The 25,265-nt window shown below is 68.3% G+C and carries 23 protein-coding genes; 10 read left to right on the forward strand and 13 right to left on the reverse strand.

The features are described 5' to 3' along the window. Positions 1 to 40: 40 nt before the first annotated feature. The 3 genes from G6N51_RS12105 (at position 41) to G6N51_RS12115 (ending at position 5,601) form a co-directional block, all read left to right on the forward strand. Complete coding sequence (locus tag G6N51_RS12105; protein ID WP_083174902.1) at positions 41 to 3,769, forward strand: multifunctional oxoglutarate decarboxylase/oxoglutarate dehydrogenase thiamine pyrophosphate-binding subunit/dihydrolipoyllysine-residue succinyltransferase subunit; 3,729 nt, start codon at positions 41 to 43, stop codon at positions 3,767 to 3,769. Between the two features lie 83 nt (positions 3,770 to 3,852). Further along, positions 3,853 to 4,680 carry an SDR family NAD(P)-dependent oxidoreductase gene (locus G6N51_RS12110; protein WP_083174905.1) on the forward strand — a complete coding sequence of 276 codons (828 nt, stop codon included), beginning with the start codon at positions 3,853 to 3,855 and terminating at the stop codon, positions 4,678 to 4,680. 69 nt (positions 4,681 to 4,749) lie between these two features. Beyond that, positions 4,750 to 5,601 carry an SDR family NAD(P)-dependent oxidoreductase gene (locus G6N51_RS12115; RefSeq protein WP_083174907.1) on the forward strand — a complete coding sequence of 284 codons (852 nt, stop codon included), beginning with the start codon at positions 4,750 to 4,752 and terminating at the stop codon, positions 5,599 to 5,601. 4 nt (positions 5,602 to 5,605) lie between these two features. On the opposite strand, the gene G6N51_RS12120 is transcribed toward G6N51_RS12115, so the two are convergent. From G6N51_RS12120 to G6N51_RS12130, 3 genes are all read right to left on the reverse strand, one after another. Further along, complete coding sequence (locus G6N51_RS12120; protein ID WP_083174909.1) at positions 5,606 to 6,475, reverse strand: glycine betaine ABC transporter substrate-binding protein; 870 nt, start codon at positions 6,473 to 6,475, stop codon at positions 5,606 to 5,608. After that, entirely contained in the window at positions 6,472 to 7,671 is a 1,200-nt protein-coding gene (locus G6N51_RS12125) for an NAD(P)-dependent malic enzyme (protein ID WP_083174912.1), read from the reverse strand. The genes G6N51_RS12120 and G6N51_RS12125 overlap by 4 nt, the downstream gene beginning before the upstream one ends. Positions 7,672 to 7,741: 70 nt before the next feature. Next, positions 7,742 to 8,731 (reverse strand): malate dehydrogenase, encoded by a 990-nt coding sequence (locus G6N51_RS12130; protein WP_083174914.1) that lies wholly within the window; start codon positions 8,729 to 8,731, stop codon positions 7,742 to 7,744. A gap of 192 nt (positions 8,732 to 8,923) precedes the next feature. Between G6N51_RS12130 and corA the strand changes: the two genes are divergently transcribed. Continuing rightward, a complete protein-coding gene (gene corA / locus G6N51_RS12135) occupies positions 8,924 to 10,027 on the forward strand; it encodes a magnesium/cobalt transporter CorA (RefSeq protein WP_083174934.1) in 1,104 nt (367 codons plus the stop codon). A gap of 16 nt (positions 10,028 to 10,043) precedes the next feature. Here corA and G6N51_RS12140 read toward each other — a convergent pair whose 3' ends face one another. The 6 genes from G6N51_RS12140 to G6N51_RS12165 form a co-directional block, all read right to left on the reverse strand. Beyond that, positions 10,044 to 10,637: a suppressor of fused domain protein gene (locus G6N51_RS12140; RefSeq protein ID WP_083174917.1), complete on the reverse strand. Its 594-nt coding sequence runs from the start codon at positions 10,635 to 10,637 to the stop codon at positions 10,044 to 10,046. Further along, positions 10,634 to 11,806, reverse strand: a complete 1,173-nt coding sequence (locus tag G6N51_RS12145) for an ABC transporter ATP-binding protein (protein WP_083174920.1) — start codon at positions 11,804 to 11,806, stop codon at positions 10,634 to 10,636. The genes G6N51_RS12140 and G6N51_RS12145 overlap by 4 nt, the downstream gene beginning before the upstream one ends. 4 nt (positions 11,807 to 11,810) lie before the next feature. Next, on the reverse strand, positions 11,811 to 12,635 hold the full coding sequence (locus G6N51_RS12150) for a carbohydrate ABC transporter permease (RefSeq protein WP_142275192.1): 825 nt from the start codon (positions 12,633 to 12,635) through the stop codon (positions 11,811 to 11,813). Positions 12,636 to 12,639: 4 nt separating this feature from the next. Next, positions 12,640 to 13,551, reverse strand: coding sequence for a carbohydrate ABC transporter permease (locus G6N51_RS12155; RefSeq protein ID WP_142275189.1), 912 nt, complete (start codon positions 13,549 to 13,551; stop codon positions 12,640 to 12,642). Beyond that, on the reverse strand, positions 13,548 to 14,906 hold the full coding sequence (locus tag G6N51_RS12160; RefSeq protein ID WP_142275193.1) for an extracellular solute-binding protein: 1,359 nt from the start codon (positions 14,904 to 14,906) through the stop codon (positions 13,548 to 13,550). Before G6N51_RS12160 ends, G6N51_RS12155 begins: the two co-directional genes overlap by 4 nt. A gap of 74 nt (positions 14,907 to 14,980) precedes the next feature. Then, positions 14,981 to 15,508 carry a general stress protein gene (locus tag G6N51_RS12165; protein WP_083174928.1) on the reverse strand — a complete coding sequence of 176 codons (528 nt, stop codon included), beginning with the start codon at positions 15,506 to 15,508 and terminating at the stop codon, positions 14,981 to 14,983. A gap of 172 nt (positions 15,509 to 15,680) precedes the next feature. Between G6N51_RS12165 and G6N51_RS12170 the strand changes: the two genes are divergently transcribed. The 5 genes from G6N51_RS12170 to G6N51_RS12190 all read left to right on the forward strand — a co-directional run bounded on the left by G6N51_RS12170 (position 15,681) and on the right by G6N51_RS12190 (position 20,801). Continuing rightward, a complete protein-coding gene (locus tag G6N51_RS12170) occupies positions 15,681 to 16,298 on the forward strand; it encodes a DUF4190 domain-containing protein (protein ID WP_167528581.1) in 618 nt (205 codons plus the stop codon). Positions 16,299 to 16,368: 70 nt separating this feature from the next. Beyond that, a complete protein-coding gene (locus tag G6N51_RS12175) occupies positions 16,369 to 17,676 on the forward strand; it encodes a magnesium transporter MgtE N-terminal domain-containing protein (RefSeq protein ID WP_083176528.1) in 1,308 nt (435 codons plus the stop codon). Then, complete coding sequence (locus G6N51_RS12180; protein ID WP_083176530.1) at positions 17,673 to 18,215, forward strand: DUF1003 domain-containing protein; 543 nt, start codon at positions 17,673 to 17,675, stop codon at positions 18,213 to 18,215. The genes G6N51_RS12175 and G6N51_RS12180 overlap by 4 nt, the downstream gene beginning before the upstream one ends. Before the next feature lie 106 nt (positions 18,216 to 18,321). Beyond that, a complete protein-coding gene (locus G6N51_RS12185) occupies positions 18,322 to 19,587 on the forward strand; it encodes a lytic transglycosylase domain-containing protein (protein WP_083176532.1) in 1,266 nt (421 codons plus the stop codon). Between the two features lie 68 nt (positions 19,588 to 19,655). After that, the gene (locus G6N51_RS12190) at positions 19,656 to 20,801 is read left to right on the forward strand and encodes an Mrp/NBP35 family ATP-binding protein (RefSeq protein ID WP_142275278.1); all 1,146 of its coding nucleotides are present in this window, start codon (positions 19,656 to 19,658) and stop codon (positions 20,799 to 20,801) included. A 112-nt stretch (positions 20,802 to 20,913) separates the two neighbouring features. Here G6N51_RS12190 and tatB read toward each other — a convergent pair whose 3' ends face one another. The 4 genes from tatB to sigE all read right to left on the reverse strand — a co-directional run bounded on the left by tatB (position 20,914) and on the right by sigE (position 24,329). Continuing rightward, positions 20,914 to 21,321, reverse strand: a complete 408-nt coding sequence (tatB, locus tag G6N51_RS12200; RefSeq protein WP_083176534.1) for a Sec-independent protein translocase protein TatB — start codon at positions 21,319 to 21,321, stop codon at positions 20,914 to 20,916. Next, a complete protein-coding gene (htrA, locus tag G6N51_RS12205; protein WP_083176536.1) occupies positions 21,322 to 22,848 on the reverse strand; it encodes a serine protease HtrA in 1,527 nt (508 codons plus the stop codon). It lies immediately after the preceding gene. A gap of 187 nt (positions 22,849 to 23,035) precedes the next feature. Then, the gene (gene rseA, locus G6N51_RS12210) at positions 23,036 to 23,428 is read right to left on the reverse strand and encodes an anti-sigma E factor RseA (protein ID WP_083176538.1); all 393 of its coding nucleotides are present in this window, start codon (positions 23,426 to 23,428) and stop codon (positions 23,036 to 23,038) included. Between the two features lie 133 nt (positions 23,429 to 23,561). Beyond that, positions 23,562 to 24,329: an RNA polymerase sigma factor SigE gene (gene sigE, locus G6N51_RS12215; protein ID WP_083176540.1), complete on the reverse strand. Its 768-nt coding sequence runs from the start codon at positions 24,327 to 24,329 to the stop codon at positions 23,562 to 23,564. Between the two features lie 202 nt (positions 24,330 to 24,531). On the opposite strand from sigE, the gene G6N51_RS12220 reads away from it, so the two are divergent. Further along, on the forward strand, positions 24,532 to 25,200 hold the full coding sequence (locus G6N51_RS12220; protein ID WP_083176546.1) for an O-methyltransferase: 669 nt from the start codon (positions 24,532 to 24,534) through the stop codon (positions 25,198 to 25,200). Positions 25,201 to 25,265 lie beyond the last annotated feature (65 nt).

Consider the following 25,265-nt stretch of genomic DNA (forward strand, 5'->3'; position numbering starts at 1 on the left):
AAGCGCTTGCAGGACAGAGGAATTGAGGCGAACGGCGGTCGTGAGCAACATAAGTTCACCATTCGGGCAAAACGAGTGGCTGGTCGAGGAGATGTACCGCAAGTTCCGCGACGACCCCTCGTCGGTCGATCCGAGCTGGCATGAGTTCCTGGTCGACTACAACCCCGAGCCGACCGGCGAATCACCCTCGAGCGCGGCGGGCACCGGTGATGGCCGGGCCGCGCCCAGCGCCCCGCAGGCGCCGCCCGCGCCGGTCGCCCCGCCGCCCACGCAGACCGCGGCGCCCGCCCAGCCCGCCGCCGGCAACGGCGCCGCCGGCGCCCCCACGGCGGCCCCGGCCAGACCCAAGGCCCCGACTCCGCCACCGGCCGAAGGCGACGAGCTGCAAACCCTGCGCGGCGCCGCGGCCGCCGTCGTCAAGAACATGTCCGCCTCGCTGGATGTCCCGACCGCCACCAGCGTCCGCGCCGTACCGGCCAAGCTGCTCATCGACAACCGGATCGTCATCAACAACCAGCTCAAGCGCACCCGCGGCGGCAAGATCTCCTTCACCCACCTGCTGGGCTACGCACTGGTGCAGGCGATCAAGCAGTTCCCGAACATGAATCGGCACTACGCCGAGATCGACGGCAAACCGACCGCGGTCACCCCGGCGCACACCAACCTCGGCCTGGCCATCGACCTACAGGGCAAGGACGGCAAGCGTTCCCTGGTGGTGGCCGGCATCAAGGCCTGCGAAACCATGCGGTTCGCGCAGTTCGTCACCGCGTACGAGGACATCGTCCGGCGGGCCAGGGACGGCAAGCTGACCGCCGAAGACTTTGCGGGAGTGACGATTTCGCTGACCAACCCGGGCACCATCGGCACCGTGCACTCGGTGCCGCGGCTGATGAGCGGCCAGGGCGCCATCATCGGTGTCGGCGCCATGGAGTACCCCGCCGAGTTCCAGGGCGCCAGCGAGGAACGCATCGCCGAGCTCGGGATCGGCAAGCTGATCACGCTGACCTCGACGTACGACCACCGGATCATCCAGGGCGCGGAATCCGGCGACTTCCTGCGCACCATCCACGAGATGCTGCTGTCGGACGCGTTCTGGGACGACATCTTCCGCGAACTGGGCAACCCGTACCTGCCGGTGCGGTGGAGCACCGACAACCCGGACTCGATCGTCGACAAGAACGCCCGGGTGATGGAGTTGATCGCGGCCTACCGCAACCGCGGCCACCTGATGGCCGACATCGACCCGCTGCGGATGGACGGCAGCCGGTTCCGCAGCCACCCCGACCTCGAGATTCTCAACCACGGCCTGACGCTGTGGGACCTCGACCGGGTGTTCAAGGTCAACGGCTTCGCCGGTTGCGAGTACAAGAAGCTGCGCGACGTGCTGGGCCTGTTGCGCGACGCCTACTGCCGGCACATCGGGGTGGAATACACCCACATCCTCGAGCCCACGCAACAGGAGTGGCTGCAGCAGCGAGTCGAGACCAAACACGTCAAGCCGACGGTGGCCGAGCAGAAGTTCATCCTGAGCAAGCTGAATGCCGCCGAGGCCTTCGAGACCTTCCTGCAGACCAAATACGTTGGCCAAAAACGTTTTTCGCTCGAGGGTGCGGAAAGCGTGATCCCGATGATGGACGCGGCCATCGACCAGTGCGCCGAGCACGGCCTCGACGAGGTGGTCATCGCGATGCCACACCGCGGGCGGCTCAACGTGCTGGCCAACATCGTCGGCAAGCCGTACTCGCAGATCTTCAGCGAGTTCGAGGGCAACCTCAATCCGTCGCAGGCCCATGGCTCCGGTGACGTCAAGTACCACCTCGGCGCCACCGGCGTCTACCTGCAGATGTTCGGCGACAACGACATTCAGGTGTCGTTGACCGCCAACCCGTCGCACCTCGAAGCCGTGGACCCGGTGCTCGAGGGCCTGGTCCGGGCCAAGCAGGACCTGCTCAACCGCGGCGCCCACGACGACGGCGACGAGAAGGCCTTCTCGGTGGTGCCGATGATGCTGCACGGTGACGCCGCGTTCGCCGGCCAGGGCATCGTCGCCGAGACGCTGAACATGGCGGACCTACCCGGTTACCGGGTCGGCGGCACCATCCACATCATCGTCAACAACCAGATCGGATTCACTACCGCGCCGGAGTATTCGCGATCCAGCGAATACTGCACCGACGTCGCCAAGATGATCGGGGCGCCGATCTTCCACGTCAACGGCGACGACCCGGAGGCGTGCGTATGGGTGGCACAGCTGGCCGTGGACTTCCGGCAGAAGTTCAAGAAGGACGTCATCATCGACATGTTGTGCTACCGCAAGCGTGGCCACAACGAAGGCGATGACCCGTCGATGACCAACCCCGCCATGTACGACGTCGTGGACACCAAGCGCGGGGTCCGCAAGAGCTACACCGAAGCCCTGATCGGCCGCGGCGACATCTCCCTGAAGGAGGCCGAGGACGCGCTGCGCGACTACCAGGGCCAGCTGGAGCGGGTGTTCAACGAGGTCCGGGACCTGGAGAAGCACGGCGTGCAGCCCAGCGCATCGGTCGAGGCCGACCAGATGCTTCCCGCGGGCCTGTCCACGGCGGTGGACAAGGCGTTGCTGTCCCGGATCGGGGACGCGTTCCTCGCCCTGCCCGAGGGCTTCACCGCGCACCCGCGGGTGCAGCCGGTGCTGGAAAAGCGCCGGGAGATGGCCTACGAAGGCAAGATCGACTGGGCCTTCGGCGAGCTGCTGGCCCTGGGTTCGCTGGTCGCCGAGGGCAAACTGGTCCGGCTGTCGGGCCAGGACACCCGGCGTGGCACCTTCTCCCAGCGGCACTCGGTGATCATCGACCGCCACACCGGCGAAGAGTTCACCCCGCTGCAGCTGCTCGCGACCAACCCCGACGGCACCCCCACCGGCGGCAAGTTCCTGGTGTATGACTCACCGCTGTCGGAGTACGCCGCCGTCGGTTTCGAATACGGCTACACCGTGGGCAATCCGGACGCCCTGGTGCTGTGGGAGGCGCAGTTCGGCGACTTCGTCAACGGCGCCCAGTCGATCATCGACGAGTTCATCAGCTCGGGTGAGGCCAAGTGGGGCCAGCTGTCCAACGTGGTGCTGTTGCTGCCGCACGGCCACGAAGGTCAGGGCCCCGACCACACCTCGGGCCGCATCGAGCGCTTCCTGCAGCTGTGGGCGGAGGGTTCGATGACGATCGCGATGCCCTCGACGCCGTCCAACTATTTCCACCTGTTGCGCAGGCACGCCCTCGACGGCGTGCAGCGGCCGCTGATCGTCTTCACGCCGAAGTCGATGCTGCGCAACAAGGCCGCCGTCAGCGACGTCAGGGACTTCACCGAGATCAAGTTCCGCTCGGTGCTCGAAGAGCCGACCTACGAAGACGGCATCGGGGACCGCGGCAAGGTCAGGCGGATCCTGCTGACCAGCGGGAAGATCTACTACGAGCTGGTCGCGCGCAAGGCCAAGGACAACCGCGACGACGTCGCGATCGTGCGCATCGAGCAACTCGCCCCGCTGCCCAAGCGCCGGCTCAACGAGACGCTGGACCGCTACCCCAGCGTCGAGGAGTTCTTCTGGGTACAGGAGGAGCCGGCCAATCAGGGCGCGTGGCCGCGGTTCGGCCTAGAGCTGCCGGAGCTGTTGCCCGACAAGCTGACCGGGCTCAAGCGGATCTCGCGCCGCGCCATGTCCGCCCCGTCGTCCGGCTCGTCGAAGGTGCACGCGGTCGAGCAGCAGGAGATCCTCGACACGGCGTTCCGCTGATCGCATTGCCCCACCCGCCGATATCAGGGACCCCCGGTACCGGCTAGCCTCGACGTAAACGGGGCCGACAAGGAAGGGTGCTCATGCAAGGGTTCGCCGGCAAGGTCGCCGTGGTGACGGGCGCGGGTTCGGGTATCGGGCGGGCGCTGGCCGTCGAGCTGGCCCGCTCGGGCGCCAAGGTTGCCATCAGCGACGTCGACGTCGAGGGCCTCGCCGAGACCGAGGCCCAGCTGAAGGCGATCGGAGCCGAGGTCAAGGCCGACCGCCTCGACGTGACCGAGCGTGAGGCGTTTCTGGCCTACGCCGACGCGGTCCGCGAGCACTTCGGCAAGGTGAACCAGGTCTACAACAACGCGGGCATCGCCTTCACCGGCGACGTCGAGGTCAGCCAGTTCAAGGACATCGAACGGGTGATGGACGTCGACTTCTGGGGCGTGGTCAACGGCACCAAGGCGTTCCTTCCCCACCTCATCGCGTCCGGCGACGGGCACGTCATCAACGTCTCCAGCGTGTTCGGGCTTTTCGCCGTGCCCGGGCAGGCGGCCTACAACTCGGCCAAGTTCGCGGTCCGGGGCTTCACCGAGGCGCTGCGACAGGAGATGGCCGCAACCGGCCGCCCGGTCGCGGTGACCACGGTGCACCCCGGCGGCATCAAAACCGCGATCGCCCGCAACGCCACCGCCGCCGAGGGGCTCGACCAGGCCCAGCTGGCCAGCCTGTTCGACAAACGGCTGGCCAAGACCAGCCCCCAACGAGCCGCGCAGATCATCCTGGAGGCGGTGCGCAAGAAGAAGGCCCGGGTGCTGGTCGGCACGGACGCCAAGGTGCTGGACGCCTTGGTGCGGTTGACGGGGCCCGGATATCAGCAGCTGTTCGGGCCCGTCATGGGCCGGTTGATGCCCAAGCAGTGAGGGAATTCATAGCGTTGCTCGCCGGCACCCGATAGCCTGGCGCAGCACGCCGCCACGAGGGAGTACCGCATGCATGGGTTTGCCGGCAAGGTTGCCGTGGTGACCGGCGCGGGTTCGGGAATCGGCCAGGCGTTGGCCCTCGAACTCGCCCGCGCGGGTGCCAAACTGGCGATCAGCGACGTGGACACCGCGGGGCTGGCGGAAACCGAGGCCCAGCTGAAGGCCATCGGCGCAGCGGTCAAAGCCGATCGCCTCGACGTCACCGAGCGCGAGGAGTTCCTGGCCTACGCCGACGCCGTCCGCGAGCACTTCGGCAAGGTGAACCAGGTCTACAACAACGCGGGCATCACGTTCGTCGGGTCCATCGAAGACAGCCAATTCAAGGACATCGAACGGGTGATGGACGTGGACTACTGGGGCGTCGTCAACGGCACCAAGGCGTTCCTCCCGCACCTGATCGCCTCCGGCGACGGCCACATCATCAACATCTCGAGCGCGCTCGGCCTGTTCTCGGCGCCCGGGCAGGCGGCGTACGTGTCGGCCAAGTTCGCCGTCCGGGGCTTCACCGAGGCGCTGCGGCTGGAGATGGTGCGGGCCGGCCACCCGGTGCGGGTGACGACGGTCCACCCCGGCGGCGTGAAGACGGGCTTTGCCCGCAACGCCATCTTCGCCGACGGGCTCGACCAGGATGGCCTGGCGGAACTGTTCGAGGAACAACAGGCCAAGACCACACCGCAACGGGCGGCCCAGGTCATCGTCGCGGGCGTGCGCAGAAACAAGGCTCGCGTGCTGGTCGGGCCCGACGTCAAGGCCATGGATCTGGTGGTGCGGCTGACGGGTTCGGAACCCGAGCGGCTACTGGGCGGGCCCGTCATGAGTCGGGTGAAGGGCGTAGTGACGCGGTTGCTGCCGAAACGCTAGACGCTCAACGGCCCAGCGGGTGCTCCGCCAACCACCCGCCGGCCACCGCCTGCGCATCGGCTCCAGCGGCCACCTGCCGCCGCATGTCGACCAGGGCCGCGGTGTCCAGCACTCCGGCGACTTCGTTGATCGCCAGCAGTTGCCGATCGCTCAGCGCGTTACGCCGATACAGCGGCACCACGTTCTCGGCCCGGATCAGGGCAGGCTTGCCGTCGGCCAGCGCGACCAGGTCGGCGGGCAGGCCGGGGTCGGCGGTGCTCGTCCACCCCGCCGTCAGCTGCCCGGCCCGCACCGCGGCGAACATCGTTGTCTCGTCCGGGAATTCGCGCGGTACGGGAAGCCGGCACGTACCGACCGTCGACGGGGCCGGACGCCCGGTGACGGCGCCGACGGCCACGCCGGCGCAATGCTTGGGCAGCGTGCTCAGGTCCGCGCTCACGTCGCTGCCACCCCACGACTTGGCCGTCGAGCCCGTCACCAGCAGCACGGGCTTGTCTTCCGCGGCCGTCGTGTAGTCACCCGCGGCGACCCCCTCGGGGAGCGCGGCCACCATCGCGCGGTACACCTCCGCGTCGGACATCGCCACCGCGCCGGGCTGCAGGCTCTGCAGCGTGCGGCCGGTCAAGGCCGGGACGACGGTGAACGCGCCCGAGTCCAGGCGGGCCATCGGATCGTCGGCGGTCTCGGCGCGCGCCGCGAAACCGTAGGAGCGCAAGGCGGCCACGTACACACCGGCCAGCAGCGTCGACTCGGGATCCGCCGCGGAGCCGACCGCCAGTTCCGGACGGGCGCGGTGGTCGCCGCTGTCGGTGCCGCAGCCGGCCACAATCAGTAAGGCGGCGAGCAGCGACGCCGCCAGACAGCCGTTTCTCACCCCGCGATGTCGGCGGGGTCGGCGGCCAGGGCCACCGCCGTGGCGACCGCGTCCCCGACGCGCAAGTCCAGCGGGCTGGGCACGATCCGGTCGAACGCCAGGTCATCACTGACGACCGAGAAGATCGCTTCGGCCGCGGCAACCATCATCTTTTCGGTGATCCGGCGCGCCCCGGCGTCGAGCGCCCCACGGAACACGCCGGGGAAGGCCAACACGTTGTTGATCTGGTTCGGGAAGTCGCTGCGGCCGGTGGCCACCACCGCCGCATATCGGGCCGCGACCTGAGGGTGGATCTCCGGGTCGGGATTGGACAGCGCGAAAACGATCCCATCGGGCGCCATCGTCGCGATCATCTCCTCGGGCACCACGCCACCCGATACCCCGAGAAACAGGTCGGCGCCGCGCAGCGCCTCCGCCATGCTGCCCGTGAGACCGTCCGGGTTGGTGCGCTGGGCCAACACGCTTTTCACACTGTTCATGTCGTCGCGCCCGGCGTGCAGAATCCCACGCGAGTCAAGCACGGTGATGTCGGAAACACCCATCGCCAGAAGGAGATTCGTGCACGCCACGCCCGCGGCGCCCGCGCCGGAAACCACCACCCGCAGCGACGTCATGTCCCGGCCGAGCAACTTGGTGGCACCCATCAGCGCGGCCAGTGCGACGATCGCCGTGCCGTGTTGGTCGTCGTGCATCACGGGGCAGTCCAGCGCTTCGATGACCCGGCGCTCGATCTCGAAACAGCGGGGCGCGGAAATGTCCTCGAGGTTGACGGCGCCGAACGTCGGGCGCAGACGCACCAGGGTTTCGACGATCTCGTCGGGGTCCTTGGTGTCCAGCACGATCGGGATCGCGTTCAGCCCGCCGTACGCCCGGAACAGCGCGCACTTGCCCTCCATCACCGGCAGCGAGGCCGCGGGGCCGATGTCACCCAGGCCCAGCACAGCGCTGCCGTCGCTGACGACGGCGACCAGCCGGTTCGCCCACGTATAGCGGGCGGCCTGGGTCGGATCGGCGGCGATCGCCCGGCTGACCTGCGCCACGCCCGGGGTATAGGCGATCGACAGGGCGCGCCGGGTGTCGACCGGGGCCGTCGGGCCTACGGAAAGCTTGCCGCCTACGTGTGCCTCGAAGATCTCCGCGTCGGTGATCGCGCTGTGTTCCGCGAGCGTCTGTATCGATTCAACCAATTCGGACACGCGCTTCAGGGTACTGACTACCCATTAGTAGGCCTAATTGGTGACGTGCGTCTCAGTGCCGCCCGGTAGATCAGATGAGGCCGAGCTCGGTGACCGCCTTGCGCTCGTCGACCAGCTCGGCGGTCGTCTTGTCGATCCGGCCGCGCGAGAAGTCATCGACCTCGAGACCCTGGACGATCGACCAGTCACCGTCCTTGGTGGTCACCGGGAACGACGACACGATTCCCTCCGGCACGCCGTACGAGCCGTCGGAGAAGACCGCCATGGAAACCCAGTCGCCCTCCGGGCTGCCCAGCAGCCAGGATCGGGCGGCGTCGATGGTCGCCGACGCGGCGGAGGCGGCCGAGGATGCGCCGCGCGCGTCGATGATCGCCGCACCGCGCTTGGCGACGGTCGGGATGAAGTCGTTCTCGATCCAGTTCTGGTCGTTGACCACCTCGGCGGCGTTCTTGCCGCCGATCTCGGCGTGGAAGATGTCGGGGTATTGGGTGGCCGAGTGGTTGCCCCAGATGGTCATCTTCTTGATGTCGGTGACCTTGGCGCCGGTCTTCTTGGCCAGCTGCGAGATGGCCCGGTTGTGGTCCAGACGGGTCAGCGCCGAGAACCGCTCCTTCGGGATGTCGGGGGCGTTGCTCAGCGCGATCAGCGCGTTGGTGTTGGCCGGGTTGCCGGTCACGCCGATGCGGACGTCGTCGGCGGCCACCGAGTTCAGGGCCTTGCCCTGCGCGGTGAAGATCGCGCCGTTGGCTTCCAGCAGGTCGCTGCGCTCCATGCCCGGGCCGCGCGGGCGGGCGCCCACAAGCAGTGCCAGGTTCACACCGTCGAAGATCTTGTTGGGGTCCGCGCCGATTTCAACGCCCGACAGCAGCGGGAACGCGCAGTCGTCGAGTTCCATCACGACGCCCTCGAGCGCCTTGAGCGCCGGCTCGATCTCGAGCAGACGCAGCTCGATCGGGCGGTCGGGGCCCAGCAGCGCACCGCTCGCCAGGCGGAACAACAGGCTGTAGCCGATCTGGCCGGCGGCACCGGTGACGGCAACCTTGAGTGGACTTGCGCTCACGTCGAATTACTCCTTGTGGAGATGGTCATGCAGATTCGGTCTCGGCTCGAAACTAGCGCACCGTCCCCGGCGGCCAACCTCCGGTCCATGGGCCGGGCTCGTCCCACGCGGCCGGATCGTGGCGCTTCGGACAGCCGGGACGCGTAGCATGGAGCACCGCCGGTCAGACCTGCGCAGCGATCGGAGGTGCATGTGTTCCAGGGTTTCGACGCCTTGCCGGAAGCGCTTCGTCCCCTCGCGCACGAGCCTCGTGCGACGCCTCCAATTCCCCAACCGCAGGCCCCCAACGACACGTTGGTCGACTGCGCTGTCTACACCGAAGGTCACAGGCTGCCCGGGACATTCAGCTACGCCGCGGCGCGCGAAAAGGTGCACCAGATCGAAATGCTCGGCCACGAGGCGTTCGTGTGGGTCGGCCTGCGCGAACCCGACCACACCGAGATGCAGGAAGTCGCGGACCTTTTCGGGATGCACCCCCTGGCCGTCGAGGACGCCGTGTGCGCACACCAGCGGCCGAAACTGGAGCGCTATGACGAGACCCTGTTCCTGGTGCTGAAGACGGTCAACTACGTCCCCCACGAATCGGTGGACCAAGCACGCCAGATCGTCGAAACCGGCGAGGTCATGGTCTTCGTCGGGAAAGACTTCGTCGTCACCGTCCGACACGGCGAACACGGAGGGCTGTCGGAGGTGCGCAAGCGGATGGAGGCCGATCCCGAGCAACTGCGGCTGGGTCCGTACGCGGTGATGCACGCCATCGCGCACGAGGTGGTGAACCACTACCTCGCGGTCAGTCATCTCATCGAATCGGACATCGACACCATCGAGGAGGTGGCGTTCGCGCCGGGCCGCAAGATCGACGTCGAACCCATCTACCTGCTCAAGCGTGAGGTCGTCGAACTTCGCCGGTGCGTCAACCCGTTATCCGGCGCGTTCCACCGAATCCAGGTGGAGAACAAGGACCTCATCGCCAAGGAGGTGCGGCGTTACCTGCGGGACCTCGCCGACCACCATTCCGAGGCCGCCGACCACATCGCCAGCTACGACGACATGCTTAATTCGCTGATCCAGGCGGCACTGGCCCGGGTCGGGATGCAGCAGAACAACGACATGCGCAAGATGGCGGCCTGGGCCGGTATTTTGGCGGTGCCCACCATGGTCGCCGCCATCTACGGCATGAACTTCCATTTCATGCCCGAGTTGAACTGGACGTGGGGATACCCGGGGGTCATGGCTGCGATGACGCTGACCTGCCTGGTGCTGTATTTCCAGTTCCGGCGCAACAATTGGCTCTAGCGCGGCGGTCCATCGGTCAATCGGGTTGTGCGGCGGGACGATTGGGGTTCAGCACGTCGACGCCGTCGTTCTGCCACGCCTGCCGCATGGCTTCGGCGCCTTTCAACCGCACCCAGGCCGCTTCGGTCGCGGTGATGGGCGTGGCCAACAGGAACCGCACCGGGTCACGCGGCGGTTCCAGCGGCAGATCGTCGATGTCGCTGGGGCCCAACAACACCGCGGTGAACGGCACCCGTGCACTGGGCCGCGCCCACAGTGGGGAGCCGAGGTCGACCAACGCGTCGGCGGTCAGCACCAGACCCTCGACGGCCGGCGTCGCCGCCAGCACCGCGAGGCTGCGGGCGATACCGGTGACCGGCCCCGGATCGCGCAGGCGCAGCACCACTTCGGCGCGCGGGCCGCGCGTCTGGTCATCGATGATCTGCGCCGGGTCGGTCATCGGATACCGCGAACATCCCAGTGACACGTAATGCACCAACCCGTCGCTCCCGCGGAGACGCAGCACCTCGATGGGTTCGGTGCCCAGGAAGGTGACGCTCGCCGAATCGCTCTGGACGCCGGCGAAGTGGCGGTGCAGGTGCGCGCGCACCTGATCCAGGATCGGGGTCACCGCTCCGCAGACGCCGTCAGGTTCGCGCCGGAACGGGCGTCGAATACCGCGAGCTTCGTGGTGTCGAAGGCCAGCTCGACGGGCTGCCCGATCGCCGCTTTGGATTCCGCGGGAACCCTTGCCACGAACTGGTTTTCGTGCGCGTCGGCCTCAGCGGCAAGCTCGTCCAGCTGGGCCGAGCGCGCCGCCCACCCGGCGGTGGAGAAATACACGAATTTGTCGGCGCCCAGTGACTCGACCAGGTCGACCTTCACCTCGAAGGTCAGCGCCCGGATGCGCTGGTACGCGTCGATCAGCGCGGCGTCCTGCAGGTGCTCGGGCCGCACCCCCACGATGACGTTCTCCGGCACCGGGTGCTGCGCGATCGTCTGTTGAACTTCCGGTGAGAGCATCACTTCCCCGAACGGCAGGGTCAGCCCGACGGCCGTCATCGTGGCCGGGAAGAAGTTCATGGCCGGCGAGCCGATGAACCCCGCGACGAACAGGTTGGCCGGATGCTCGTAGAGCTCGTCCGGGGTACCGATCTGCTGCGCGACCCCACCGTGCATCACCACCACCCGGTCGCCCAGCGTCATCGCCTCGGTCTGGTCGTGGGTGACGTAGACGGTCGTGGTGCCCAACCTCTTCTGCAGGCGGGCGATCTCGCCGCGCATCTGGACGCGGAGCTTGGCGTCCAGGTTGGACAGCGGTTCGTCCATCAGGAAGGCCTTGGGGTGGCGCACGATCGCCCGGCCCATCGCGACGCGCTGCCGCTGGCCGCCCGACAACTGGGAGGGCTTGCGGTCGAGCAGTTCGGTCAGGTCAAGGGTTTTGGCGGTCTCCTCCACCTTCTGGGCGATCTCCGCCTTCTTCATCTTCGCCAGCGTCAGTGGGAACGCGATGTTCTGCCGCACGGTCATGTGCGGGTACAGCGCGTAGGACTGGAAGACCATCGCGATGTCGCGGTCCTTGGGCGCCTTCTCGTTCACCCGCTCGCCGCCGATGCGCAGCTCCCCCGACGAGATGTCCTCAAGGCCGGCAATCATGTTCAGTGTCGTCGTCTTGCCGCAGCCCGAAGGACCGACCAGAATCAGGAATTCGCCGTCGGCGATGGTGATGCTGAGGTCCCGCACCGCCGTGGCGCCGTCCGGGAAGCTCTTGCTGACATGGTCCAGCACAATCTCGGCCATCGCGCTATCCCTTCACCGCGCCAGAGGTCAACCCGGCGATGATTCGTCGTTGGAAGATTAAAACAAAACCGATGATCGGGACCGTGATCACGACGGCACCGGCCGCGATCGATCCGGTGGGCTCCTCGAATTGTGAACTGCCACCGAAGTTCGCGATGGCCACCGGCGCGGTGATCGCGGCCTTGGTGGCGGTCAGCGAGAGCGCCAGCAGCAGGTCATTCCAGGCGAAGATGAACACCAGGATGGCCGCTGTCACCACCCCCGGCGCGGCCAGCGGGACGATCACTTTGCGGAACGCCTGCGCGGGTGTGGCGCCGTCCATTTTGGCGGCCTTCTCCAGATCCCAGGGAATCTCCCGGAAAAACGCCGACAGCGTATAGATGGCAAGCGGCAGAGCGAATGTGATGTAGGGCAGGATCAGTCCCGGCCAGGTGTCGAACAGGCCGACGAAGCGTTCGATGTTGAACAGGGGGGTGACCAGCGAGATCGCGGGGAACATGGTGACCAGCAGGGTGGCGCCGATCATCACCCGCTTGCCGGGAAAGCTCAGCCGCGCGATCGCGTAGGCCGCCATCGCGCCGAGCACCACCGCGATCGCGGTGGTGATCAACCCTATGCCGATCGAGTTGACCAGTGCCGAGCTGAACAGGTCGCCGCGGAAGATGCCGCGATAGTTCTCGAAGGATACCGATGACGGAATCAGCTTGCCGTCCTTGACCGTTGACGACGGTTTGAGCGAGAGGCTGAGGATCCACAACACCGGAAGAAGTGCGTACACCACCACCACCGTGTCGATCACGGCCCAGGCGGCGGCGCGCCGCGCGCCCAGCGCTTCAGCGGCCATCGACGTCACCTCCGGGCGCCGCCGCGCCGAACACCTTGATGTAGACGAGCGCGATGACGCCCGCACAACCGAAGATCAGCACGCTGATCGCCGAGCCCAACCCGACGTTGAACCCCTTGAACAAGTTGTCGTAACCCAGGATTGACACCGAGTCGGTGTTGTTCGCCCCGTCGGTCAGCACGTAGATGTTGTCGAAGATGCGGAAGGCGTCCAGCGTCCGGAACAGCAACGCCACCACCACCGCCGGCTTGATGATCGGCAGGGTGACCCGGATCAGCCGGCGCCACGGCCCCGCGCCGTCCACCTGGGCGGCCTTCAGCAGGTCCTCGGGCACCAGCGCCAAGCCGGCGAGCAGCAGCAGGGCCATGAAGGGCGTCGTCTTCCAGACCTCGGCGAGGACCACGATGCCCAGAGATGGAAGCTGCTGTGTCAGCGGCGCCCCACCGTGCGGTAAAAGGTCGGCCAGGTAGCCGGTTCCCGGCGTCCATGCGTAGTACCAGCTGTACGAGGCGACCACGGTGACGATGCCGTACGGGACGAGCACCGCGGTGCGCACCAGGCCCTTTCCGATCAGGGTGCGATGCATGACCAAGGCCAGCGCCAGGCCCAATACGAACTCGAGCGCCACCGAGACCACGGTGATGCCGAGGGTCACGGCGAGCGCGGTCCACCAATAGCGGTCGGTCAGAATCGTCTGGTAGTTGCTCAATCCGACGAACGCGGTGTCGTTGGGGGTGGCGAGGTTGTTGCGCTGCAGGCTCAGCCACACCGCATAGCCGATCGGGTAGGCCGTCACGGCAAGCATCAGAATCGCCGCCGGCGCGACGAGCGCGAAGGCAAGACCCCGTTCCGACAGCCGGTTTCGGCTACGCGGGCGCGGCGCAACGCCAATCGCGGTCACGGCAACAACCCTTTGCCGTCGATGGCCTTCTGCGCCTCCGCGGCGAGTTCGTCGGCCGTGCGCTCCGGGTCGATGCCGGTGATGGGGCTCAGCGTCGCCGAGAGCCGCAGCGACAACGCCTGATAGACCGGCGTGGCCGGCCGCACGGCGGCGTCGGTGAGTTGCCGGCGAATCACGGTGTACATCGGATACTTCGTCTGGAACTGCGGGTCGGAGTACAACGACGTCCGCACCGCGGGCAGGCCACCTTCCATCGACACGTACTTCTGGCTCGACGGGCTGCGCAGGCAGCGCACGGCTTCGAACGCCTCCGCGCGGTGGCGCGTGGTGCTGGCCACGGCCAGATTCAGCCCGCCGATCGTGACCTTGGCCGGCCGGCCCGGCGCCACACCCGGATACGGCGCGAAGGCGAAGACCTTCTGGCTCGCGTCGTAGGCAATGCGGAATTGTTCGTCGCTCGGCACGAACGTCCCCACGTCGTTGATGCTGCCCGCCAGGGCCGGGTTCCGGTTCAGCGGCAGGAACGGGACACCGCCCTTCACCGCATTCTCCAACATGGAGGCCAGCACATAGGGCCAGTTGACTTCCAGTGGGGCCCTGCCCTGTTCGACCGCCAGGCGCGCCGTGCCTTCGTCGGTCCGGGTGATCGAAGGGTCCGCCCCAGGGGCGGTGCCCACCGACTTGAGGATCCGCAGCGCGTTGACGGTCGCGGCCCGGTGCGCGGGCGTGTCGGTCAAGGTCACCCGACGGCCGTCCTCGGAGAGCACCTGACCCCCGCCACTCGCCAGCAGTGTGTTGAACCACACCACCAGGCCCTCGCCCTCGTTCGCCTGCACCGCGATCCAGGCGGGCTGACCAGCAGCGTGCAACCGGGTGGCCTCGGCCACCATCGCGTCCCAGTCCAGCGGCGGTTGCCTCACCAAATCGGGTCGGTACCAAAGCAGTTCCGTATTCGTGATGACGGGCGCGGCATATAGCTGGTGCTTCCAGCGGGCCGTCGCCACCGGGCCGGGCAGCGTGTCATCGGTGGCGTCGGCGTCGGCCCGCCCCTCGGGGTCGTCGGATAGCGGGAGCGCCCACCCCGCCTCGGCGAACTCCGCGGTCCACACCACGTCCAGCGCCATCACGTCCAGCCCGCGGTCGTGGGCGCTCAGTCGCCGCGCCAGCTGCACGCGCTGTTCCCCGGGACCCCTCGGCAGGCTCACGTGCCGGATGGCGAACCGGCCTCCCAATGCCTTTGTGCATTCCTGGGCGACAACGTTGAACGTGACCGAATCGGTGGCCGGCGTGAAGAACGTGATCACCACACCGTTGCCGACGGACCCGCAGGCCGACACCGCCGCGGCGACGGTCATCGCCGACAACGCGATGACCCCCGCCCGGCGCAGGCGCACGCGACAGTTCACCACCGAGTCCCTCGCGCGCGTCGTCAAATCGCCAAGCGCGCCAACAGATCCCGTGCCTTCTCCGCATTCTGCGGATCGCAGAGCACGTCGTAGCGGCCGGCCACCAGCTGCATGGTCGAACTGAAATCCCTTGTCCCGCGAGCCATCGCGTACGGCACGGCGGAGGTGATCAAGCCGAAGAAGACGCCGGCGACCAGGCCGGTGGCCAGCGCGGCCCACGGGCTCGGACTGAAGAAGCCGAGTACCAACCCGATGAACAGCCCGAGCCAGGCCCCGCTGAGCACGCCTCCACCGAGCACTTTGGGCCACGTCAGCCGGCCGGTGACCCGTTCGACCTGCATCAGGTCGACACCGACGATCATCACCTGCTGAACCGGGAACTGCTGTTCGGAGAGGTAGTCGACGGCACGCTGCGCCTCGGCGTAGGTGGGATAGGACCCGACCGGCCAGCCCTTGGGCGGCGTCGGCAACCCCGGGACGCCATGCCGGCGGGCGGCCGCGCCCGGGGGCGTCGCGCCGGGAACTTGACCGGGCTGGAAAGGACTAGTCATCGCTGCTCATTCTCCTCCGCCCGGGCCAACGTCACATCTCGGGGCCTCCCAGCCTATCCAGCGACCGCGCGTCAACCTGCGGAAACAAGCCGAACCCCCCGATGACGCCAGTGCTGACCCGGGGGCGGTTCGCGGCCCGTCCACCTCCCGCACATCGGCTAGGTTGAAAACCATGACAGCGCCCGGCGATGGCTTCGGCGAACACGCCAACGATGACCAGGCCAAACCGTCCCCGGCCGGCGGCGGGGCGCCCGAGCAGCCAGGGACGCCGTGGGAACCGCCGGCATCGGCGCCGGCACCCGACTACCCGCCGCCGGCGTATCCGCCGCCGGGCTATCCGGCCGAGTACCACCCCGGTTATGCCGCCCCGTACACCCCGCCCCCGCCCGGGTACGGGCCACCGCCCGGGTACGACCAGGCCGCCGGCTATGGCCCGCCGCCGTACCAGCAGGGGCAGCCGCAATTCGGTGGGCCGGCCGGCGGCTACGGGCCGCCGCCCTACCCGGGCGGCTACTACCCCGCGCCGGACTACGGGGGCTACGGGCTGCCGAGCGGGGTGAAACCGGGGACGAACAAGCTCGCGATCGCATCGCTCATCTGTTCGTTCACCGGGGTGTTCTGCTGCTGTCTGGGCTCGATTGTGGCGATTGTGCTCGGCGCGGTCGCGGTTAACCAGATCAAGCGCACCCAGCAAGACGGCTACGGTCTCGCGATCGCCGGCATCGTCATAGGCATCGCCACCCTGGTGGTCACCACGATCGTCGTCCTGTTCGCGATGCACTCGCGTTAGCATCAGCCCCTAACGGCGGCAAACCCCGCCGCCGTCTGCCATCACGGCGGCGGCTGCCTAGGCTTTTCCCATGGCATCGGTCAACAGGGTCTACATCGCCCGGCTCTCGCGGATGTTGGTGCTGGGTCCGCTCGGCGAGTCCTTCGGCCGGATCCGCGACGTCGTGGTCAGCATCAGCATCGTGCGTCAGCAACCGCGCGTCCTGGGACTGGTCGTCGATCTGGCGACGCGGCGCAGCGTCTTCATCCCGATGCTCCGGGTCGCCACGATCGAGCCGGAGGCCGTCACGCTCAACACCGGCAGCGTCTCCCTGCGCCACTTCGAGCAGCGCCCGGGTGAGGTGCTGGCGATCGGTCAGGTGCTCGACACCCAGGTCAGGGTCAACGACCCCGCGCTGCCCGAGCTGGCCGGCCTCGACGTCGTCGTCACCGACCTGGGTATCGAACAGACCCGCACCCGCGACTGGATGGTGAGCCGCGTCGCCGTGCGCAGCCAACGGCGGCTGGGCCGGCGCGGCCCCGTGCACGTGGTGGACTGGCATCACGTGCAGGGCCTGACCCCGTCGGCGCTGGCCCTGCCGGGCCAGGCGGTCGCGGGGCTGCTGGACCAGTTCGAGGGCTGGAAGGCGGTCGACGTGGCCGACGCCATCCGAGGCCTGCCACCCAAGCGGCGCTACGAGGTGCTCAAAGCGCTCGACGACGACCGGCTCGCCGACGTCTTGCAGGAGCTGCCCGAGCTGGACCAGGCCGACGTGCTTTCCGAGCTGGGCACCGAACGCTCGGCCGACGTGCTCGAGGAGATGGATCCAGACGATGCCGCCGACCTGCTGGGCGTGCTCAACCCGACGGACGCCGAGATGCTGCTGACCCGGATGGATCCCGATGATTCGGCCCCGGTGCGGCGGCTGCTGGCACATTCCCCCGACACCGCCGGTGGCCTGATGACCTCTGATCCGGTGGTGCTGACGCCCGACACGTCGGTCGCCGAGGCGCTGGCCCGGGTCCGCGACCCCGACCTCACCCCCGCCCTGTCGTCCATGGTGTTCGTGGCGCGCCCGCCCACGTCCACACCCACCGGCCGCTACCTGGGCTGTGTGCAGCTGCAGCGGCTGCTCCGCGAACCGCCGGCGGAACTTGTCGGCGGGATCGTCGACACCGACCTGCTCACCCTGACGCCGGAGACGCCGCTGGCTGCGGTGACCCGCTACCTGGCCGCCTACAACCTGGTGTGCGGACCGGTGCTGGACGACCAGAACCATTTGTTGGGGGCGGTGACGGTGGACGATCTCCTCGATCACCTGTTGCCGCACGACTGGCGGGTGGACGTACAGGCGCTCGACGCGACGGGCTGGCTCGAAGAACTGGGAGGATCGCGTTGAGCAGGTCGTCGGCGCCGCGTCGGCTCTACACCCCGCGGACGTCGCGCAGGTACTCGCCGCGCCTGGATCCCGAGGCCGTCGGCCAGATCACCGAATCCATCGCACGCTTCTTCGGCACCGGCCGCTATCTGCTGGTGCAGACGATCCTCGTGCTGGCGTGGATCGCGCTGAACCTGTTCGCGGTGCGGCTGCGCTGGGACCCGTATCCCTTCATCTTGCTCAACCTGGCGTTCTCCACGCAGGCCGCCTATGCGGCGCCGCTGATTCTGCTCGCCCAGAATCGTCAGGAGAATCGGGACCGGGTCGCGCTGGAACAGGATCGCCATCGGGCGGCCCAGACGAAGGCGGACACCGAGTTCCTGGCCCGCGAACTCGCCGCGGTGCGGCTCGCGGTCGGCGAGGTCGTGACCCGCGAATATCTGCGTCACGAACTCGAAAACCTGCGCAGCATGCTGGAGAATCTTTCGCCCGATTCCGCTGGCCCCGACGCGGTCCAGGGCGGTGACGGCGGGGACCGCGACCTTAAGAAATCGGGCTGAGAACCTGTTCCGACCATTGCGCCACTCTGGTCACAAGAGTTATGTATGGTGATCTAGTTCACGGCTGAGAGAGCAGTTGACCAGCTCACACACCTAGGACGGTCGAGTGCGCATTGGGGGAAGCCGGGGTGCACGCCCGGCCGCCGCAGCGGAGCGGCTGAGAGCACTTCAGGTCACACGCTCGCGTGCGTTCGGCGTAGCCACCATCGCCCCCTTGGTCTTCGCGGGAGCAGTCAGCGGGGCGGCGCCCTCCCTTCCCGAGAAGCTGCCCCCGGTGCACGCCAACATCGCCCCGGTGGCCGCCGTCTCCCCATCCGTTCCCGACCTCTCGGGACCGGCCGTCGTCACCGCCGACCGTTCCCCGGTCGCCTTCCACGTCGCCGAGCCCGCCTTGTCGGCGCCACCGCCGGCAATGATCGTGAATGCACCTGGTGCGCTTGGCATTCCGAGCATCGCACTGGCGGCCTATCGCAGTGCCGAGCAAAAGATGGCCGTGGCCGCCCCGAACTGCGGCGTGAGCTGGAACTTGCTGGCCGGGATCGGGCGCATCGAATCGGGCCATGCCGGCGGCGGCGCGGTCGACGCGCGCGGCACTGCGGTCGTCCCGATTTACGGCCCCGCGCTGGACGGAACGTTGCCGGGTAACGAGATCATCCTGCAGAGCAGCACCGGCAATCGCCCCACCTACGCCCGCGCGATGGGGCCGATGCAGTTCTTGCCCGGCACCTGGGCGCGGTACGCCTCCGACGGCAAAGGCGATGGTGTTGCCGATCCCCAAAACCTTTTCGACGCCACGCTGGCAGCGGCGCGCTACCTGTGCAGCGGCGGCCTCAACCTCCGCGACCCGTCGCAAGTGATGGCCGCGATCCTTCGCTACAACAACTCAGTGGCGTACGCCCAGAACGTGCTGGGCTGGGCCTCGGCATACGCCACCGGCGTGGTTCCCGTCGATCTGCCTCCGATGACGGGTCCGCCGCCTCCGCTCGGCGACGCGCACTTGGAGCATCCCGAGGGACTCGGCCCCAACCTGCCGATGAACGTCAACGGGTTGCCGATGGACGATCCGCTGGCGCGCATGCCGCTGATCGACCTCACCCAACCGCAGAATGCCGGTCCACCGCCGATGTTCCCGTGGATGACGCCCGCGCCCCAGCAGGCCCCGGCCCGGCTGCCCGGCTGCACGGTGATCTGCGTCGGCCCCCAGAACCCGCCGCCGAATGCCGCACCGCCGTGGGCGCCGCCGCTGGCCCCGCCGCCGTGGGCGCCGCCGATGGCACCGCCGCCACCTCCGGACCCGCAAGCGGCCGCGCCGCCGGCGGCACCCGCCCAGGCGTCGCCGGCACCCAAACCGGCCGGGCCGGCGAACGGCTGACCGGCCCGGCGCTGATCCCGGGTCGCCCCCAAGCGCTGCCATCTCGCTCGCGCCTACACTCGGCGGTGATGTCCCCTCATGACACTGCCGACTTGAGCGCAGCAATCCGCACCGCACTGGGCAAGGTGATCGACCCCGAACTACGGCGCCCCATCACCGAACTCGGGATGGTCAAGAGCATTGACACCGAGCCCGGCGGCGGCGTGCACGTGGCGATCTATCTGACCACCGCCGCCTGCCCGAAGAAGACCGAGATCACCGACCGGGTCACCCAGGCCGTCTCCGACGTCCCGGGCACCGGGGCCGTGAAAGTCACCCTGGACGTGATGAACGACGAGCAGCGCACCGAACTGCGCAAGCAGTTGCGCGGCGATGCCCGCGAACCGGTCATCCCTTTCGCCCAGCCGAACTCGCTGACGCGGGTCTATGCGGTCGCCTCCGGCAAGGGCGGGGTGGGGAAGTCCACCGTCACCGTCAACCTGGCCGCCGCGATGGCGGCCCGCGGCCTGTCGGTCGGCGTGCTCGACGCCGATATCCACGGCCACTCCATCCCGCGGATGATGGGCACCACCGACCGCCCCACGCAGGTCGAGTCGATGATCCTGCCGCCCATCGCGCATGAGGTGAAGGTCATCTCCATCGCCCAGTTCACCGAGGGCAACACGCCGGTGGTGTGGCGCGGGCCGATGCTGCACCGGGCGCTGCAGCAATTCTTGGCCGACGTCTACTGGGGTGATCTGGACGTGCTGTTGCTGGATCTGCCGCCGGGCACCGGCGACATCGCGATCTCGGTGGCTCAGCTGATCCCCAGCGCCGAGATCTTGGTGGTGACGACTCCGCAGCTGGCCGCGGCCGAGGTCGCCGAGCGGGCGGGCAGCATCGCGATGCAAACCCGGCAGCGCATCGCCGGGGTGGTGGAGAACATGTCGGGTCTGACCCTCCCCGACGGCTCGACGATGCAGGTGTTCGGCGAGGGCGGCGGCCGGCAGGTGGCCGAACGCCTGTCCCGCGCGGTCGGTGCGGACGTGCCGCTGCTGGGCCAGATTCCGTTGGACCCCGCGCTGGTGGCCGCCGGCGATTCCGGCACCCCGATTGTGCTCAGCGCCCCCGACTCGCCCGCGGGCAAGGAATTGCGCAGCGTGGCCGACACCTTGTCATCGCGGCAGCGCGGATTGGCGGGCGTCTCACTCGGGCTCGATCCGACGCGACGCTAGGCCTGATGGTGGCGACCCGCTTCGCCCGGCTTCGCCGCGCTTGCGATCGCCACGCGAGGCCTGATGGTGGCGACCCGCTTCGCCCGGCTTCGCCGCGCTTGCGATCGCCACGCTAGGTCGCGTCGGCGTCGAACGGCGCGGGGCCGGGGCGCCCGCCCGCAGGCGGTACGCCCAGTTGCGGCGGCGACGGCTCCGAAGGCGTGGCCGCAGCGCCGTTGGCCGGCCGGTCGAAGTTCCCGGTGAGGAAGGAATCGTCGCCGTCGAGCAGGTGCTTGGTCAGGGCGGCGCGCGGCGTCATCCCCCGCAGTCGCTGCAGTTCGCTGAGCGGAACGCGCAGGTCGTCGAACTCGGGCCCGAGGTCTTCGCGCAGCTGCGTGGTCACCCCGCTGAGGTAATCACGCGCCTGCCGCAGCGCGTCCGACGTCCAGCGGATGGCACCGGGAAGCCGCTCGGGGCCGAGCACCACCAGCCCGACCACGACAAGGACCAGGATGTGTTCCCAGCTCAGGCTGCCGAACATCTAGCTGCCGTCGGGATCGGGCTTGACGGTCAGGGTGACGTGCCGGCCGTCGCGGACCACCTCGATCGGGGCATCCTGGCCGATGGTCAGTAGGCGCACGGCGACGACGAACTCGTCGGCGTCGGCAACCGTGCGGTTGCCGACCTTGACGATGACGTCGTTCTCCAGGATTCCGCCCTTTTGCGCGGGGCTTCCCGCCTTCACGTTGGCGACCTGGGCCCCGGAGGCGATGGCGTTGCTCACCGACCGGGTGCTGATCCCCAGGGTCGGGTGCACGATCTTGCCGTCCTTGATCAGCGTCTGCGCGACTTGCTTCGCCTCGTTGATCGGGATCGCGAAGCCGAGCCCACTGGCGCTGTCGGACAACGACTTACCCGCCGTGTTGATGCCGATCACCTGCGAATCCATATCGATCAAGGGGCCACCGGAGTTGCCGTGGTTGATCGACGCGTCGGTCTGCAGAGCGTCGATGACGGTGTCGGTGTCCGAGCCTTCCCCGGAGAGCGGGACGGGCCGGTGCAGCGCGCTGATGATGCCGTGCGTGACGGTGCTGCGAAGGCCCAGCGGCGCGCCCGCCGCGAGCACCTCGTCGCCAACGCGCACCTTGTCCGAGTCGCCGAACCGGGCGACGCTCAAGTTGTCGACGTTGTCGACCTTGAGCACGGCCAGGTCGGTCTTGGGGTCGCGGCCGACCAGATTGGCGGGGACTTCCTTGCCGTCGTTGAACACCACGGTGGTCTTGAACTGGCTGGGGTTGTTGGCCGCTTCCGAGATCACGTGATTGTTGGTGATGATGTAGCCCCGGCCGTCGACCACCACGCCGGACCCCTGCATGCCCTCCTGGTCGCTCTTGGATTCGATGGTCACCACCGCGTTGGCGGTCGCGGCCGCCACCTTGGCGAAGCGGCCCGCCGGGATTTCAGCGTTGCCGTTGGTCGACAGCGTCACCTTCGAGGTGGTGAACGCCTCGGCGACTTCGGCCGTTTTGCGGCCGACCACCCCGCCGATCACGCCGATGAGCAGCGCGATCAGCAGCAAGACGGCCAGCGCCAGGTAGGACACCTTGCCGCCGAAGAGCACATCGCGCACACCGAGCTTGCCGCCGTAGCCCTGCGGCACCCGCGGCCCCGACGGGGCAACCGCCGGAGTGCCCAGCGCGGCCGCCGCCGACGGGTCGCGCCACGGATCGTCCAGTTCCTCCGGCTCGGCACCGTCCTTCTCGGCCGCCAGCGCGCCGGCGTCGACGGGGTGGCGCTGCAGCGAGTCGGGACTGCCGACCGGCCGGCTGAACGCCTCCTGAAGTACGGGATCGGCCGGCTCATCGTGCGGCCTGAACTCCCCCTGGTCCCGATACTTCTGCGGGCGGACACGATCGGCGACGAAGGACCCGCGCAGCCCGTCGGGGCGGCGGAAGAGTTGACGCGACGCGGGATCGACCGGCGGACGCGAGATGGGACGCGGCGCTAAGCGGTTGCCGCGGTTCTTGCCGCTGTCCTGCTTCTGGTCGAAGCCTTGATCGGAGGTCACGTTACCCCTTTGGATCCTCTTCTTGAGCGCTCGAGACGGGCCCTTCGCCGGGCGATAGATGCGACACCGGAGTGGTTGCGTCCACCCTAGTATCCACGGTTCGGCGCACCTCGCCCATGAGCGCACGGGCGGGGTGCGCAAAATTCGGCCGGATCAGCCACGGGGGGTTCGACGAGAAGGTGCCGAGCTACGGACGCTTGCGCTGCTCACGGGCATCGCGGTCAGCAAATCGGTCCGCCCGGGCGGTCGCGTCGTCGGGCGAATCGTAAGGAATCTCGGCGAGCATCCCGAGCAGCGTGCTCGGGATACGAATCGGGTGCGAGTCGCGCAGCGCCGCCCGGGCCCGGCTCTGATCGTCGACCTCGGCCGCGCACTGCGGGCACAGCGACAGGTGATGCGCCGCCCTCAGGTGCGCGTTCATGCGCAGCTCACCGTCGACGAAGGCCGCGATGGCCTCGACGGAAAGGTGCTCGGTGGAGCCGAACTGGCGCGGCGCGCCGACGGGCGCATCGCTCTGGGAGGCGAACTGAGCGGGAAGCCAGGAGAACGCGCGTCGGAAGACATGTCCTCGATCGGCCATGACCGGGTCCTTTCGTTGCGCCTACCCCTCGAATGTAGCGCGGGGCGGTGCGCAATACCGCGTCAACAGACGGCAAAGCCGCTGGCTCGTCGCGGGCCGCGAACCCGGCTGCGGTGGTGCGAGCGCTCTTCGCCTACGCCGACTGGGCGTGCAGCGTGTCTCGCCCGGGACCGAGTTCGGGCTGCGCGGCCAGGTAGTCGCGCAACGCCTGACGTCCACGGTGAATACGGCTGCGCACTGTTCCCAGCTTCACGCCCAGCGTCGCGCCGATCTCCTCGTAGGACAGGCCCTCGATGTCACACAGCACGACCGCGGCGCGGAACTCCGGCGGCAGCGAATCCAGCGCCGCCTGCAGATCGGGTCCAAGCCGTGAATCGTGGTAGATCTCCTCGGGATTGGGCTCGTCGGCGGGCACCCGCTCGTAGTCCTCGGGCAGCGCCTCCATCCGGATGCGGGCGCGACGGCGAACCATGTCGAGGAACAGGTTGGTGGTGATGCGGTGCAGCCAGCCTTCGAACGTTCCCGGCTGGTAGTTCTGCACCGACCGGAAAACCCGGATGAACGTTTCCTGGGTCAGGTCCTCCGCGTCCTGTTGATTGCCGGCGAGGCGGTAGGCCAGCCGGTACACCCGGTCGGCGTGCTGGCGCACCAGCTCGTCCCACGAGGGCATCGTGGACTTGTCCCCGGTCGCGTCGAACACCGCGGTGCCCTGCAACCCGTCGGCCGGCTCCACCCACTCGTCGGTGGGGCAGTCCTGCGCGTGCGACATGCTGGTCGGGCCCAAAAGCGTGGTGATGATCAGATCCTCCGAATCCGCCCTGCCGAAAAGCGACACGTCGTCACCGACGGCAACACGTGGCCGCCAGTCCCTATTCCCCTGCCAACGCGCTCCGCGATCCATAGGGACACCGTCGCGTATCGGCGTATGTGCGATATATGAGCAATCTGAGCTGAGCCTGAGAAACCGGATCGTTACCATTGCTGTGCTGGACGTATCCGCAGCGGGGTGAAGTTCAACGCAGCGGTGTCGCCGGGCGTGTCGTGACGCTGCAGCTTAGGCGCGCCACGCGGGGGTGCGCAACGAAGTGGAATACGCTGCGGGCATGGACGGCACCGACGCAGAAACCCCCGGCCAGCCGGCGCCCAGTCGAGCCGAATCCCTCTTCGCGCACGCCGAGGCGTCGATTTCAGAGGACGCGCTGCTGGCGGCTGCCCGCGAGCGTGCGATGGACATCGGCGCGGGAGCGGTGACGCCGGCGGTGGGTGCGCTGCTGAGCCTGCTGACCAAGCTGAGCGGCGGCAAAGCCGTCGCCGAGGTGGGTACCGGCGCCGGGGTCAGCGGGCTATGGCTCTTGTCCGGCATGAGCGACGACGGCGTCTTGACGACGATCGACATCGAGCCGGAGTATCTGCGGCTCGCCAAGCAGGCGTTCTCCGAAGCCGGGATCGGGCAGTCGCGCACCAGGCTGATCAGCGGCCGGGCCCAAGAGGTCCTCACCCGGCTGGCAGACGCGTCCTACGACCTCGTGTTCGTCGACGCCGACCCCGTTGACCAGCCCAACTACGTCGTGGAGGGCGTGCGGTTGCTGCGACCCGGCGGCGTCATCGTCGTGCACCGGGCCGCCCTCGGCGGCCGCGCCGGCGACCCCGCCGCCCGCGACGCCGAGGTGGTCGCGGTGCGGGAAGCGGCACGACTGATCGCCGAGGACGAGCGGCTCACCCCGGCGCTGGTGCCGCTCGGCGACGGCATTTTGGCCGCGGTCCGCGACTAGTTCGGGCCTTTACGAATTCTTGACGCGGCACCTCCTTGACTTGCGACTGAACACACGTTTAGTGT

It is taken from the genome of Mycobacterium paraseoulense (genome assembly GCF_010731655.1).
In the GTDB taxonomy this organism is placed as follows: domain Bacteria; phylum Actinomycetota; class Actinomycetes; order Mycobacteriales; family Mycobacteriaceae; genus Mycobacterium; species Mycobacterium paraseoulense.

Coding starts and splice junctions, on each gene's coding strand:
- G6N51_RS12110 (WP_083174905.1), top strand. CDS start 3,853: ATGCAAGGGTTCGCCGGCAAGGTCGCCGTGGTGACGGGCGCGGGTTCG.
- G6N51_RS12115 (WP_083174907.1), top strand. CDS start 4,750: ATGCATGGGTTTGCCGGCAAGGTTGCCGTGGTGACCGGCGCGGGTTCG.
- G6N51_RS12145 (WP_083174920.1), bottom strand. CDS start 11,806: ATGGCCGAGATTGTGCTGGACCATGTCAGCAAGAGCTTCCCGGACGGC.
- G6N51_RS12160 (WP_142275193.1), bottom strand. CDS start 14,906: ATGACCGTCGCCGCGGCGGTGTCGGCCTGCGGGTCCGTCGGCAACGGT.
- G6N51_RS12165 (WP_083174928.1), bottom strand. CDS start 15,508: ATGACTAGTCCTTTCCAGCCCGGTCAAGTTCCCGGCGCGACGCCCCCG.
- G6N51_RS12170 (WP_167528581.1), top strand. CDS start 15,681: ATGACAGCGCCCGGCGATGGCTTCGGCGAACACGCCAACGATGACCAG.
- G6N51_RS12175 (WP_083176528.1), top strand. CDS start 16,369: ATGGCATCGGTCAACAGGGTCTACATCGCCCGGCTCTCGCGGATGTTG.
- G6N51_RS12190 (WP_142275278.1), top strand. CDS start 19,656: ATGTCCCCTCATGACACTGCCGACTTGAGCGCAGCAATCCGCACCGCA.
- tatB (WP_083176534.1), bottom strand. CDS start 21,321: ATGTTCGGCAGCCTGAGCTGGGAACACATCCTGGTCCTTGTCGTGGTC.
- rseA (WP_083176538.1), bottom strand. CDS start 23,428: ATGGCCGATCGAGGACATGTCTTCCGACGCGCGTTCTCCTGGCTTCCC.
- sigE (WP_083176540.1), bottom strand. CDS start 24,329: ATGGATCGCGGAGCGCGTTGGCAGGGGAATAGGGACTGGCGGCCACGT.
- G6N51_RS12220 (WP_083176546.1), top strand. CDS start 24,532: ATGGACGGCACCGACGCAGAAACCCCCGGCCAGCCGGCGCCCAGTCGA.